The 13,290-nt window shown below is 67.3% G+C and carries 11 protein-coding genes and 3 tRNA genes; 12 read left to right on the top strand and 2 right to left on the bottom strand.

Features of this window, described 5'->3' with window-relative positions; translation table 11 throughout:
* Nucleotides 1-66: 66 nt before the first annotated feature.
* The 4 genes from DS837_RS20415 (at nucleotide 67) to DS837_RS20400 (ending at nucleotide 3,137) form a co-directional block, all read left to right on the top strand.
* Nucleotides 67-459: a GNAT family N-acetyltransferase gene (locus DS837_RS20415; protein WP_247890044.1), complete on the top strand. Its 393-nt coding sequence runs from the start codon at nucleotides 67-69 to the stop codon at nucleotides 457-459.
* Nucleotides 460-468: 9 nt separating this feature from the next.
* On the top strand, nucleotides 469-1,263 hold the full coding sequence (locus DS837_RS20410; protein ID WP_149166431.1) for a PhzF family phenazine biosynthesis protein: 795 nt from the start codon (nucleotides 469-471) through the stop codon (nucleotides 1,261-1,263).
* A gap of 42 nt (nucleotides 1,264-1,305) precedes the next feature.
* Complete coding sequence (locus DS837_RS20405) at nucleotides 1,306-1,761, top strand: MaoC family dehydratase (RefSeq protein WP_149166430.1); 456 nt, start codon at nucleotides 1,306-1,308, stop codon at nucleotides 1,759-1,761.
* 92 nt (nucleotides 1,762-1,853) lie between these two features.
* On the top strand, nucleotides 1,854-3,137 hold the full coding sequence (locus DS837_RS20400) for an Hsp70 family protein (RefSeq protein WP_149166429.1): 1,284 nt from the start codon (nucleotides 1,854-1,856) through the stop codon (nucleotides 3,135-3,137).
* A 154-nt stretch (nucleotides 3,138-3,291) separates the two neighbouring features.
* Here the strand turns inward: DS837_RS20400 and glnA are convergent, their stop codons facing one another.
* Both glnA and DS837_RS20390 read right to left on the bottom strand, forming a co-directional pair.
* Nucleotides 3,292-4,701, bottom strand: a complete 1,410-nt coding sequence (glnA, locus tag DS837_RS20395) for a type I glutamate--ammonia ligase (RefSeq protein WP_149166428.1) — start codon at nucleotides 4,699-4,701, stop codon at nucleotides 3,292-3,294.
* Between the two features lie 287 nt (nucleotides 4,702-4,988).
* Nucleotides 4,989-5,327 carry a P-II family nitrogen regulator gene (locus tag DS837_RS20390; protein WP_014240107.1) on the bottom strand — a complete coding sequence of 113 codons (339 nt, stop codon included), beginning with the start codon at nucleotides 5,325-5,327 and terminating at the stop codon, nucleotides 4,989-4,991.
* A 326-nt stretch (nucleotides 5,328-5,653) separates the two neighbouring features.
* Between DS837_RS20390 and DS837_RS20385 the strand changes: the two genes are divergently transcribed.
* The 8 genes from DS837_RS20385 (at nucleotide 5,654) to clpX (ending at nucleotide 13,062) form a co-directional block, all read left to right on the top strand.
* Nucleotides 5,654-5,729, top strand: a tRNA-His gene (locus tag DS837_RS20385).
* Nucleotides 5,730-5,838: 109 nt separating this feature from the next.
* Nucleotides 5,839-5,914, top strand: a tRNA-His gene (locus DS837_RS20380).
* Nucleotides 5,915-6,043: 129 nt separating this feature from the next.
* Nucleotides 6,044-7,510: an NAD(P)H-hydrate dehydratase gene (locus DS837_RS20375; protein WP_149166427.1), complete on the top strand. Its 1,467-nt coding sequence runs from the start codon at nucleotides 6,044-6,046 to the stop codon at nucleotides 7,508-7,510.
* A 106-nt stretch (nucleotides 7,511-7,616) separates the two neighbouring features.
* A complete protein-coding gene (locus tag DS837_RS20370) occupies nucleotides 7,617-9,167 on the top strand; it encodes a malonyl-CoA decarboxylase (protein WP_149166426.1) in 1,551 nt (516 codons plus the stop codon).
* A 161-nt stretch (nucleotides 9,168-9,328) separates the two neighbouring features.
* A tRNA-Leu gene (locus tag DS837_RS20365) sits at nucleotides 9,329-9,413 on the top strand.
* 91 nt (nucleotides 9,414-9,504) lie between these two features.
* On the top strand, nucleotides 9,505-10,839 hold the full coding sequence (gene tig / locus DS837_RS20360; RefSeq protein ID WP_149166425.1) for a trigger factor: 1,335 nt from the start codon (nucleotides 9,505-9,507) through the stop codon (nucleotides 10,837-10,839).
* Nucleotides 10,840-10,941: 102 nt separating this feature from the next.
* A complete protein-coding gene (gene clpP / locus DS837_RS20355; RefSeq protein ID WP_149166424.1) occupies nucleotides 10,942-11,577 on the top strand; it encodes an ATP-dependent Clp endopeptidase proteolytic subunit ClpP in 636 nt (211 codons plus the stop codon).
* A gap of 216 nt (nucleotides 11,578-11,793) precedes the next feature.
* Nucleotides 11,794-13,062: an ATP-dependent Clp protease ATP-binding subunit ClpX gene (gene clpX / locus DS837_RS20350; protein ID WP_145625755.1), complete on the top strand. Its 1,269-nt coding sequence runs from the start codon at nucleotides 11,794-11,796 to the stop codon at nucleotides 13,060-13,062.
* Nucleotides 13,063-13,290: the final 228 nt, after the last annotated feature.

Raw genomic sequence — 13,290 nt, 5'->3', positions numbered from 1 at the left:
TGCGCGGACATAATCACCATTGTCTCGATTGTTCGGGGCTGAATGTTTTGACGGAGGAGATTCATCATGCGCACCACGGAAGCGACCCGCTCGTCCGGATCGTCCTCGTTCACGACCGTCTTCAAGGTCATCGCGCGCGCCCTTTCCGTCGGCATCCGCCCCGTCTGGTTCGTGATGGAAGCCGGCCTGATCGTCACCGCCCGCAACGCGGATGGCGATCTGGTCGGCGTCGCCCGGTCCGTCACCGATTTCGCCTTCTGCTGCTACCTGTCCGACCTCGCCGTCGATCGTGCCTGCCAGGGGCGCGGCATCGGCAAGGAACTGATGCGCCGCACCCGCGCCGCGGTGGGGGAGGGCGTGACCTGCCTTCTCCTGTCCGCGCCCAAGGCGGTCACCTTCTACGAAGCGGCGGGGATGGAGCGGCACGCCCAGGCGTTCCTGTTCACCGAAAAACCCTAAGGAGGCACCGTGCGCCTTCCCCTTTATCAGGTCGATGCCTTCGCGGACGCGGTGTTTGCGGGCAACCCGGCGGCGGTCGTGCCGCTGGAGGACTGGCTTCCCGACGCGACTCTCCAAGCCATCGCGGCGGAAAACAACCTGGCGGAGACCGCCTTCCTCGTCCGCCGCGGCGACGGTTACGAGATCCGCTGGTTCACCCCGACGGTCGAGGTGGACCTGTGCGGTCACGCCACGCTGGCCTCGGCCTTCGTCATCGCGACGATGCTGGAGTGGGGCTGCCCGCGCATCGACTTCGCCACCCGGGAAGCCGGAACCCTCAGCGTCACCCGCAACGGCGACCTTTACACGCTGGATTTCCCAAGCCGCCCGCCGGAACCGCTGGCCGGGCCGCCGGCCGGCCTGCTCGACGCGCTGGGCGGACCGCCGCCGACGGCTCTGCTGAAGGCGCGCGACCTCGTGGTCGTATATGACGACGAGGCGACGGTGCGCGGCCTGACCCCCGACATGAGCGCCCTGGCCCGGCTGGAGGATTTCTACGCGGTCATCGTGACGGCGTCGGGCAGCGGCGGCGTGGATTTCGTCTCCCGCTTCTTCGCGCCGGCCCAGGGGATTCCTGAAGACCCGGTGACCGGCTCCGCCCATTGCACGCTGATCCCCTACTGGGCGCGGCGGCTGGGCAAGGAGCGGCTGAAGGCCCGGCAGGTCTCGGCCCGCGGCGGTTCCCTGTCCTGCGAGCTGGTGGGCGACCGTGTGAAGATCGCCGGGAAAGCGGTTCTCTATATGGATGGCGCCATCTACATTTAGCGCCGTCCATACGAGGACCAATGGAACGGGAGGGCAGCGGGCATGGTGGGGCGTTATTTCGAGGATTTCCGTGTCGGTGACGTGATCGACACCGAAGGGGCGACGGTCACCGACAGCCAGATCATGGATTTCGCCCAGCGCTTCGACCCGCAGCCCTTCCACATGGACGCGGTGGCCGCCGCGGAGGGGCCGTTCGGCGGGCTGATCGCCAGCGGCTTCCACACCCTGTCCCTGACCTTCCGGCTGTTCCGCGACACCGGGGCCATCACCGGCACCAGCCTGGGTGGCTCGGGTGGCGACGAACTGCGCTGGTTGCGCCCGGTGCGGCCCGGCGACACGCTGCGCGTCCGGGTCGAGGTGGTGGAGGCCATCCCGTCCCGCCGCGGCGACCGCGGTACCGTCCGGCTGGCCTACACAACGCTGAACCAGCATGGCGAGGCGGTGATGACCATCACCTTGAACCACATCGTGGCCACCCGCAGCGTTCCGGCCGAATAGGAAGGACAAGCGCGGCCTGTTCCGTCGCGCGTCTTGATCCGCAGGCCCGGCCCCTGTATAGCCTCGCCCCTTCCATCACGGCGGGGGTTCCCATGACGGCTTGCGGCCTCGATTTCGGCACGTCCAACACGACGCTCGGCGTGCGGACGGCGTCCGCGGCTGCCGGCACGGGAGGGGACGGCTACGGCTTGCTTGCCCTCGACGGCGCGCGCACGACCCTGCCCAGCGCCGTCTTCTTCGATTTCGAAGCCGACGCGGTGACGGTCGGGCAGGCGGCCATCGACGCCTATGCGTCGGGCGTCGAGGGGCGCTTGATGCGCTCCATCAAGTCGATGCTGGGCACCGACCTGATCGACGCGGACACCGCGCTGCGCAAGGGCCGGATCACGTTCCGCGCGGTCATCGCCACCTTTCTGGCCGCGGTCAAGGAGCGGGCGGAGACCGCGCTCGGCGGCGAACTGACCGATGTGGTGCTTGGGCGCCCGGTGCATTTCGTGGACGGCGACCCGGCGGGCGACGCCGCGGCGGAGGAGGTGCTGGGCGAGATCGCCCGTTCCGTCGGCTTCCGCGGCATCTCCTTTCAATATGAGCCGATCGCCGCCGCGCTCGACTACGAGCAGCAGGTGGAGCGCGAGGAGTTGGCGCTGATCGCCGACATCGGCGGCGGCACGTCGGACTTCTCCATCGTCCGCATCGGGCCGGAGCGGCGCGGGCGGGCCGACCGCAGCGCCGACATTCTGGCCAACGACGGCATCCGGGTCGGCGGCACCGACTTCGACCGCGACCTGTCGCTGGCGACGGCCATGCCGCTGCTGGGCCACGGCAGCGCCATGAAGCGCCCCGGTCTGCTGGCCCCCAAGCATCTGTTCTTCGATCTGGCGACCTGGTCGAAGATCAACTTCCTCTACACCGCCAAGGCGATGGCTGACCTGGAGCGCCTTCAGCGCGATTCCGCGACTCCGGACCGCATCGAGCGGCTGATCGGCGTGGTCGAGCACCGGCTGGGCCATGCCCTGGCCATGGCGGTGGAGCGCACCAAAATCGCCCTGTCCGACGGGCCGGAGGCCGGCCTGCTGCTGGATTGGGGCGGCGGCGGCATGACGCGCCCGGTGTCGGTGGACGAGTTGAATCAGGCGACGGCGATCCTGGCCGGCCGCATCGGCGGGCGGGTGCGCGCCTGTCTGGCCGAGGCCGGCACGCTGCCGGCGGAGATCGACGCGGTGTTCCTGACCGGCGGCTCGACGCTGCTGCCGCAGGTGCGGGCGGCCATCCTGGCCGAACTGCCCGGCGCCCGCGTGGTGGAGGGCAACATCTTCGGTTCGGTCGGCACCGGCCTGACCATTGAGGCGGCGCGGCGCTTCGGCGGCACCGCCTGAGGCGCCCTACAAGTCTCGGACAAGGAAAAGCCCACCGACGTTGCCGTCGGTGGGCTTTTTTCTGCTCTGCTCCGCGGTTCGGCCCTCCGGTGGTGCCCGCCGCGCCGCGAGGGCAGGGCGAGCACCATGAACCGGCGGACCGAGGTCCGATGGATCAGACCGAGTAGTACATCTTGTACTCGATCGGGTGCGGCATGGTCTCGAAGGCCAGCAGCTCCTCGGTGCGCAGGTCGATGTAGGACTCGATCATGTCCTTCGTGAACACGTCGCCCTTCTGCAGGAAGGCGCTGTCGGCCTTCAGGCTGTCCAGGGCCTCGCGCAGCGAGCCGCAAACCGTCGGAACCTTGGCCAGCTCTTCGGCCGGCAGGTCGTACAGGTTCTTGTCCATCGCATCGCCCGGATGGATCTTGTTCTGGATGCCGTCCAGACCGGCCATCAGCAGGGCGGCGAAGGCCAGGTACGGGTTGGCCGACGGGTCCGGGAAGCGAACCTCGACGCGCTTGCCCTTCGGCGACGCGACGTACGGGATGCGGCAGGAGGCCGAACGGTTGCGGGCCGAGTAGGCCAGCAGCACCGGAGCCTCGTAGCCCGGGACCAGACGCTTGTAGGAGTTGGTCGTCGGGTTGGTGAAGGCGTTCAGCGCCTTGGCGTGCTTGATGATGCCGCCGATGTAGTACAGCGCCAGCTCCGACAGGTCGGCGTACTGGTTGCCGGCGAACAGCGGCTGGCCTTCCTTCCAGATCGACTGGTGCATGTGCATGCCCGAGCCGTTGTCGCCGAAGACGGGCTTCGGCATGAAGGTCGCGGTCTTGCCGTAGGCGTGGGCGACGTTGTGCACGACGTACTTGTAGTACTGCATGTTGTCGCCGGTGCGGACCAGCGTGTCGAACTTGATGCCCAGCTCATGCTGCGAAGCGGCCACCTCGTGGTGGTGCTTCTCGACCGGCACGCCCATCTCGGCGAGCACGCTCAGCATCTCGGCGCGCAGGTCCGAGCCGCTGTCGACCGGAGCGACCGGGAAGTAGCCGCCCTTGACGCCCGGGCGGTGGCCCAGGTTGCCGTCCTCATAGTCCTTGTCGGAGGTGTACGGGCCTTCCTCCGAGTCGAACTCGTAGGACACCTTGTTCATCTCGACCTTGAACTTCACGTCGTCGAAGACGAAGAACTCGGCTTCCGGGCCGAAGTAGGCGGTGTCGCCGATGCCGGCCGACGCCATGTACTTCTCGGCGGCCTTCGCGATGCCGCGCGGGCAGCGGGCGTAGGGCTGGCCGGTCGACGGCTCGTACACGTCGCAGAGGATGTTCAGCGTCGGCTGGGCCGAGAACGGGTCCATGACGGCGGTGGTCGGGTCGAGCTGGAGGATCATGTCCGACTCGTTGATCGCCTTCCAACCGGCGATCGAGGAGCCGTCGAACATGATGCCGTCTTCGAACACGTCCTCGTCGATGGTCGAGACGTGCTGAGCGGTGTGGTGCAGCTTGCCGCGCGGGTCGGTGAAGCGGAGGTCCACGTACTTGACGTCGTGTTCCTTGATCAGGTCGAAGACCTTGCTGATGTCGGACATATCTCTTTTTCCACGCTTAAGAGGTTTGGGTCCCGCTGCGTCAAACCGACCAAGGGGCGGGTGACGGCGCTCGCGGCGGACGTTATGTCATGCCTTTCCCAAGCGCACAACGTGACAGCACAAAAAGTCGCGCCCGGTGGGGCTTCCACGCACGGATCGTTCCGCTCGCGGTTGCGACGGTCTGCGTCGGCCGGCTCGGCGTCGGCCGGCTTTGCGTCGGCCGGCTTTGCGTCGGTTGTGGGCGGGGCTGGTTCATGGTGGCCGGTGGTCGGGTTCTCGGGACGCGATCAGATCGCGTCGCCTCCCTTCTCGCCGGTCCGGATGCGGACAACTTCTTCCACGGGGGTGACGAAGATCTTGCCGTCGCCGATCCGGCCGGTATGGGCGGCCTGCTGGATCGCCTCGATCGCCCGCTCCACCAGGGAGTCCTCCATCACCACCTCGATCTTCACCTTCGGCAGGAAGTCGACCACATACTCCGCGCCGCGGTACAGCTCGGTGTGCCCTTTCTGACGGCCGAAGCCCTTGGCCTCGGTGACGGTGATGCCCTTGATGCCGACTTCGTGAAGGGCTTCCTTCACTTCGTCGAGCTTGAACGGCTTAATGATGGCTTCGATCTTCTTCATGGGTCTCTCGTGTACGAGGTGCCAACGCCGGCAGGCACCGTCCACGGCTCTGCCGACGGTCCGATGTAAAGCACGTTGCGTGCCAATCGGAGCGGTTGCGGTCCGGCAGCGTGGGATGCCGGGGCGCAACGCACCGATGCCACCGGGGGCGGCACGCGGCTGCCGACGGATGAGGCGAAGTGAACAATATTTGTGCACAACCTGCAAGCAATCCGCGCAGCCATACCCTTTCGGAGGGGCTAGGGCCGGCTTTCCAGATTGATGAACACGGTGAAAAATAGCGCTTGACCCGACCCGTCCCTTGGGGCAAATAGGCGACCCCGGTGGCGGTGGTAGCTCAGTTGGTAGAGCTCTCGGTTGTGGTCCGAGCGGTCGTGGGTTCGAGTCCCATCCATCGCCCCAGTCCCCCTTGACGGTGGATGCGCTCGCCTCGTGAGGAGTTCACGTCGGCGTTGCATTGATCGAAACGGCGGGTGGGGTTTTTACAGACGGTTCATTCCGTCCTCCGGTGGCGGTGGTAGCTCAGTTGGTAGAGCTCTCGGTTGTGGTCCGAGCGGTCGTGGGTTCGAGTCCCATCCATCGCCCCAGTCCTTCCTTCCAATTCCAGTGCCAAACAGGCCATATCTTTCATTCCTCCTGTGCCCGTCTATGCTGCGGCCGTCGCGGTGCTTATTGTGCCGGGTAACGGTGATGCGGGATTGCGGCGGGTGGAGGCGATGGACGAACTGCTTTCCGTGGCGGAGATGTATCGCGCCGACGCGCTGACCATGGCGGGCGGCGTGCCGGGGCCCGTGCTGATGGAGGCGGCTGGGGCCGCGGTGGTGCGTGCGGTCTGCGAGCGCTGGGCGCCGCACCCGACCGTCGTCCTGTGCGGTCCGGGGAACAACGGCGGCGATGGATTCGTCATCGCGCGTCTTCTTCTCGAAGCGGGCTGGCCGGTGCGGCTGGCCCTGCTGGGGTCGCGCTCCGCCCTGCGCGGCGACGCGGCGGTGGCGGCCGGGCGCTGGACCGGTCCGGTGGAGGCCGCCGATCCCTGGCTGCTGGAGGGCAATCCCCTGGTCATCGACGCGCTGTTCGGGGCCGGGCTCGCCCGTCCGCTCGACGGCATGGCGAAAGAGGTCGTCGAGGCGATGGCCGGGCGCACCGTCGTCGCCGTCGACGTACCGAGCGGCCTGCACGGCGACAGCGGCCGAGTGATGGGGGGCGCCCCGCAGGCGGCGCTGACCGTCACCTTCTTCCGCCGCAAGCCAGGCCATCTGCTGCTGCCGGGCCGGGTCCTCTGCGGGGAGGTGGTGGTCGCCGACATCGGCATTCCCGACACCGTGCTTGACGCCCTCGCGCCGCAAACCCTGGTGAACGGCCCCGACCTGTGGCGGCAGCGCTACCCCTGGCCGCGGCTCGACGCGCACAAATACGCGCGGGGGCACGCGGTGGTGCTGGGCGGGGCGCGGATGACCGGAGCGGCGCGCCTGTCGGCGCGGGGCGCCCTGCGCGCCGGGGCGGGGCTGGTGACGGTGGCCTGTCCGCCCGAATCGATGCCCATCTATGCCGCCGGCTCGCCCAGCCTGATCGTGACCGCCGTGGCGGATGGCACCGCCTTCGAGGCTCTTCTGGCGGACCCGCGCAAGAACGCCGTGCTGCTGGGGCCGGGCGCCGGCGTCGGGGCGGACACGCGGGACCTCGTTCTCGCCGCTCTGGGAGCCGGAAAGGCGTGCGTGCTGGACGCCGACGCCCTGACCAGTTTCACCGAGTCGCCCGCCGACCTGCTCGGTCGGTTGAGCGAACGCTGTCTGCTGACCCCGCACGAGGGCGAGTTCGCGCGGATCTTTCCGGATCTCGCGGCGGTGGAGGGCGGGAAACTGATGCGCGCCCGCGCCGCGGCGGCGCGCTGCGGCGCCGTTGTCCTCTTGAAAGGTGCCGACACGGTGGTCGCGGCACCGGACGGACGAACCGTCATCAACGCCAACGCTCCGGCCGATCTGGCGACCGCAGGGTCGGGAGACGTGCTGGCGGGCGTCGCGCTCGGGCTGATCGCTCAGGGAATGGACACGTTCGACGCCGCCTGCGCCGCGGTCTGGCTGCACGGCGAAGCGGCGACCGCGTTCGGACCGGGCCTGATCGCCGAAGATTTGCCGGATGCGCTCCCAGGGGTGCTGAAGCGGTTGAAGGCGGGGACGCGCTGACGCGGGATTCCGTGGGCATATATACGCCTGGACAGGGGGCTTACTCTTAAGGCCGGGCTCAAGCTATGGCTTGCCGAGCGCGCCTCCGCACGCCAGACTCTTGGGTATGAGCGAGACGCCCGAGATCAAACCCGCCGAGCCCGTTCCGTCCCAGCTTCCCGCCACCGCCGCGGGAGCGCCGCCGGGGCTGCTCGACCGCACGCTGGACACGCTGCGCGCGGGCTGGCGCGAGATCGCCGCCTCCGCCCGTGGTGTGGTCGGCGCGGCGCCGCGCGCCAATCTGCCCAAGGAAGACGCGGAGCGGCTGAAGGAACAGATCGAAGCCTGCCTGGAGGGCCGCGGCGGCGAGGTGTCGGCGCGGGCGCGGGCCGCGCAGCTCGGCCGCACCTATCTGGCGCTGGACGGGCAGGGGCGGCGCAATTTCCTGATGATGCTGGCGCGCGATTTCGACGTGGACCGTGCCGCCGTCGATCAGGCGATGGCGACCTTCCAGACGGCGGGGGACCCGGTGTCGCGCGGCCACGCCGAGCGCGCCTTGCGCCGGGCGCTGGAGCCGCCGCGGCTGCGCCTGCTGACCCAGTTCAACGGCCTACCGGAAGGGGTGAAGTTCCTGGTGGACCTGCGCGCCGAGCTGATGGAGATGGCGCGCGGCGAGCCGCTGCTCCAGGCGCTGGAGGACGATCTCAAGAGCCTGCTGCGCAACTGGTTCGACGTCGGCTTCCTGGAGATGCGCCGGATCACCTGGGACAGCCCGGCCTCGCTCCTGGAGAAGCTCATCAAGTATGAGGCGGTGCACGAGATCAGCGGTTGGCGCGACCTGAAGGACCGCCTCGACTCCGACCGCCGCTGCTTCGCCTTCTTCCACCCGCGCATGCCGAACGAGCCGCTGATCTTCGTCGAGGTCGCGCTGGTCCAGGGCATGTCGGACAATGTGCAGGCGCTGCTCGACCCCTCCGCCCCGGTCTGCGACCCGAAGAGCGCCGACAGCGCCATCTTCTATTCCATCTCCAACGCCCAGGTGGGGCTGGCGGGGATCAGCTTCGGCAACTTCCTGATCAAGCGGGTGGTCGACGGCCTGACCGGGGAGTTTCCCAACATCAAGTGCTTCGCCACCCTGTCGCCGATTCCCGGCTTCCGCCGCTGGCTGGATCGGGAACTGGCCGAGCGCGGCGATTCGCTGCTCACCCCGCCCGAGGCGGAACGCATCGCGGAAGTCATGACCAGTCATCCGGGAAACGGCGAATCGGAGACGGACGGCGACGCGGACGAACGTCCGGTGCTTGCCGGCGCCCTGGCTCTGCCCGACTGGCACACCGACGACGAGCTTCTGAAGGAGCTGCGCGGCCCGCTGATGCGGCTGTGCGCGCATTACCTGACGACGGCGCGCGCATCGGACCGCCGCAGCGAGCGGGCGGACACGGCGCCGGCGCGGGCGCTCGACCCGGTCGCCCACTTCCACCTCAGCAACGGCGCCCGCATGGAGCGGCTGAACTGGCTGGGCGACCGGTCGCCCAAGGGGGTTCGGCAGTCCTGCGGCATGATGATCAACTACCGCTACAAGCTGGGTGAAATCGACGCCAACCACGAGGCTTACCGGGGGGAGGGCAAGGTCAACGCCTCCTCCGCGATCCGGTCCTTGGGCAAGGGGGGCGCATGAGGCGGTCGGCCCTTCGCCGCCGCCCGTTCCGGGCCACCCTCCAATGGCGTGCGGAACGGCGCCCATTTTGCCTGTTTGCGGCGCGAACCCTGTGCTATAGAGCGGACTTCGCCGGCAGTCCGTCGGGTGTTCCGCACCCGTCGCGGGCTGTCTATGCCATTGCGGGCGTGGCGGAACTGGTAGACGCGCCGGATTTAGGTTCCGGTGACTTCGGTCGTGGGGGTTCGAGTCCCTTCGCCCGCACCATGGCAACAGCTTGGACCGCATGGGAACACACGGTTTCGGGCCGCCCGGACGGGCGCCGCCGGGCCGGACAACGAGATAGGCTTTCGTTCCGATGAACATCACCGAGACCAGCGCCGACGGCCTGAAGCGCGAGTACAAGGTCGTCATTTCCGCCCAGGATATCGAACAGAAGGTGCAGGGCCGGCTCGAAGAGCTGCGCCGGACGGTGCAGCTCCCCGGCTTCCGTCCGGGCAAGGTGCCGGTTGCCGTGATCAAGCAGCGCTACGGCGGCAGCGTGCTGGCCGAGGCTCTGGAGGATGCGATCGCCGACAGCTCGCGCCAGGCGCTGAACGAGCGCGGCCTGCGCATCGCCATGCAGCCGAAGATCAACGTCGAGAAGTACGAGGACGGCGGCGACCTGTCCTACACCATGGGCGTCGAGCTTCTGCCGGACATCGAGCCGGGCGATCTCAGCGGCCTGGAGCTTGAGAAGCCGGTCGCCACGGTCGAGGACTCGGCCGTCGACGAGGCGCTGACCCGTCTGGCCTCCGCCCACTCGGTGCAGGCCCCGGTCACCGAGGACCGCGCGGCCGAGAAGGGCGACATCGCCGTGATCGACTTCGCCGGTTCGGTCGATGGCGAGGCCCTGCCGGGCATGGACGGCAAGGACTACCCGCTGGAGCTGGGCGCCAACCAGTTCGTTCCGGGCTTCGAGGACCAGCTGGTCGGCGCCAAGGCCGGCGAGCACCGCACGGTGAAGGTCACCTTCCCGGCCGACTACCCGCACGACCGCCTGAAGGGCGCGGACACCGTGTTCGAGGTGGACGTCAAGGAACTCCGCAAGAACGTCCCGGCCGAGGTCAACGACGACCTCGCCAAGGAGTTCGGCATGGAGAGCCTGGAGAAGCTGCGCGAGGCCGTCGGCGACCGCATCAAGAGCGAGTACGCCAACGTGTCGCGCCTGCGCGTCAAGCGCCAGCTCCTCGACAAGCTGGCCGAGGCGCACTCCTTCGAGGTCCCGCCGGGCATGGTGGACGTCGAGTTCGAGGGCATCTGGCAGCGCCTTCAGCAGGAGCTGAAGAACGGCACCGCCGGTGACGACGCCGGCAAGCCGGAAGAGGAGCTGAAGACCGAGTATCGCGGCATCGCCGAGCGCCGCGTGCGTCTGGGGCTGCTGCTGTCGGAGATCGGCCGCCGCAACGACATCCAGGTGACCCAGGACGAGATCAACCGCGCCCTGATCACGGAAGCCCGCCGCTTCCCCGGCCAGGAGCGTGAGGTGTTCGAGTTCTTCAAGCAGAACCGGGAAGCGCTGGAAAACCTCCGCGCCCCGATCTTCGAGGACAAGGTCGTCGACTACATCCTGGACCAGGCCAAGGTGAGCGAGAAGCCGGTGTCCGCCGAAGAGCTGATGAAGGATCCCGACGAGGAGGCCGAGGCGGCCTGATCGTTAGAAAGGTTGAGGGGCGGCCTACCGGTCGCCCCTTTCCATTCCTATATGTAAACTGCTCAGACGACTAACCGAGCTGCGGGAGCAGGGAAGACCACCATGTACGACTTCGAACCGAAGATGAATGCTCTGGTCCCGATGGTCATCGAGCAGACCAACCGGGGCGAACGAGCGTACGATATTTACTCGCGCCTGCTGAAGGAACGGATCATCTTCTTGATCGGTGGCGTGAACGACGCCGTCGCCAGCCTGATCTGCTCGCAGCTGCTGTTCCTGGAATCGGAAAACCCGAGCAAGGACATCGCGCTCTACATCAATTCGCCGGGCGGTTACGTTTCGGCCGGCCTCGCCATCTACGACACCATGCAGTACATCCGTCCGCAGGTGTCGACGGTGTGCATGGGGCAGGCGGCCTCGATGGGCTCGCTTCTGCTCGCTGCCGGTGCGCCGGGCAAGCGCTTCTCGCTGCCGAACAGCCGGATCATGATCCACCAGCCGTCGGGCGGCGCCCAGGGTCAGGCCTCGGACATCGAGATCCAGGCCCAGGAGATCCTGAAGCTGCGCTCGCGCCTCAACGACATCTACGTCAAGCACACCGAGCAGTCGCTCGACACCATCGAGGCGGCCATGGAGCGCGACAAGTTCATGTCGCCCGAGGAGGCCAAGGCCTTCGGCCTGATCGACGAGGTGGTGGAAAAGCGCCCCGGCTCGATCGGCGACGGCAACGCCGCCTGATAGGGCGCGCGAACTAATGATTGATTGCGCCGGTTCCCTGTTGTTGAATGATGGGGAACCGGTCCGATGGATCGGGTTCGATGAATGAGTGAGTGGATGCGTTAACCTTGTCTCGGGCCTTCCCCGGGACAACCTTTGAAAGGACCGGCGTCGGGGGACGCCGCAGGCGGTTGACAGGTTATACGGATCAGTCCCCCGCGAGATGACGGAGTACCGATGAGCAAGTCCAGCAGCGGCGATTCGAAGAACACGCTCTACTGCTCCTTTTGCGGCAAGAGCCAGCACGAGGTCCGCAAGCTGATTGCCGGTCCGACGGTGTTCATCTGCGATGAATGCGTCGAGCTGTGCATGGACATCATTCGCGAGGAGAACAAGACGACCCTCGTGAAGTCCCGCGACGGCGTGCCGACCCCGCGCGACATCCATGCGGTACTGGACGATTACGTGATCGGCCAGCATCACGCGAAACGGGTCCTTTCTGTTGCGGTGCACAACCACTATAAGCGGTTGGCGCACGGAACGAAGCACAACGACGTCGAACTTGCGAAGTCCAACATCCTGCTGGTCGGCCCCACCGGCTGCGGCAAGACGCTGCTCGCACAGACGCTCGCCCGGATCATCGACGTCCCCTTCACGATGGCCGATGCCACGACTCTGACCGAGGCGGGCTATGTCGGCGAGGACGTCGAGAACATCATTCTCAAGCTGCTCCAGGCCGCCGACTACAACGTCGAGCGGGCGCAGCGCGGCATCGTCTACATCGACGAGGTCGACAAGATCAGCCGCAAGTCCGACAACCCCTCGATCACGCGCGACGTGTCGGGCGAGGGCGTGCAGCAGGCCCTGCTGAAGATCATGGAAGGCACCGTCGCCTCCGTGCCTCCGCAGGGTGGCCGCAAGCACCCGCAGCAGGAGTTCCTGCAGGTCGACACCAGCAACATCCTGTTCATCTGCGGCGGCGCCTTCGCCGGGCTGGACAAGATCATCGCGCAGCGCGGCAAGGGCACGTCGATCGGCTTCGGCGCCGACGTGCGCGGCCCGGATGAGCGCTCGACGGGCGACATCCTGCGTGAGGTCGAGCCCGAGGATCTGCTGAAGTTCGGTCTCATCCCGGAATTCATCGGTCGTCTGCCGGTGGTTGCCACCCTGTCCGACCTGGACGAGGCAGCTCTGGTCGAAATCCTCACCAAGCCGAAGAACGCGCTGGTCAAGCAGTACCAGCGCCTGTTCGAGATGGAAGACGTCCGTCTGGAATTCTCCGACGACGCCCTGCGCACCATCTCCCACAAGGCGATCCAGCGGAAGACCGGCGCGCGCGGCCTGCGTTCTATCATGGAGTCGATCCTGCTCGATCCCATGTTTGATCTGCCGGGTCTGTCGGGGGTGGAAAGCATCCTGGTCAACAAGGAAGTGGTCGAAGGGCGCGCCAAGCCGCTTTACGTTCACGCCGAACGCCGCGGGGAGCAACAGGCACCGGGTGCCTGAATTCGCCGCGGCTGATCAGAGTTGGATATGGGGAAGGGCGCCTTTGGGCGCCCTTCGTCGTTTTCGGCTTTTGCAGACATCGGGGGCGCCAGCCGGGCCGCGGAGCGGTCGGACCGGCATGCCGCACCGCCATACGGAATTGGGGTTCTGGCCCTTGAAGGGGGGCTATGGCTGTGCCACGTTAGAAAAAGTGCCGGTTTTCGATCCCTGTGCTCATCCCCCGAGGCG

Origin of the sequence: Azospirillum brasilense (genome assembly GCF_008365405.1) — a bacterium.
Classification (GTDB): domain Bacteria; phylum Pseudomonadota; class Alphaproteobacteria; order Azospirillales; family Azospirillaceae; genus Azospirillum; species Azospirillum brasilense_D.
The sequence above is the reverse complement of the archived record's forward strand: the minus strand, read 5'-3'. Positions and strand labels throughout refer to the sequence as shown.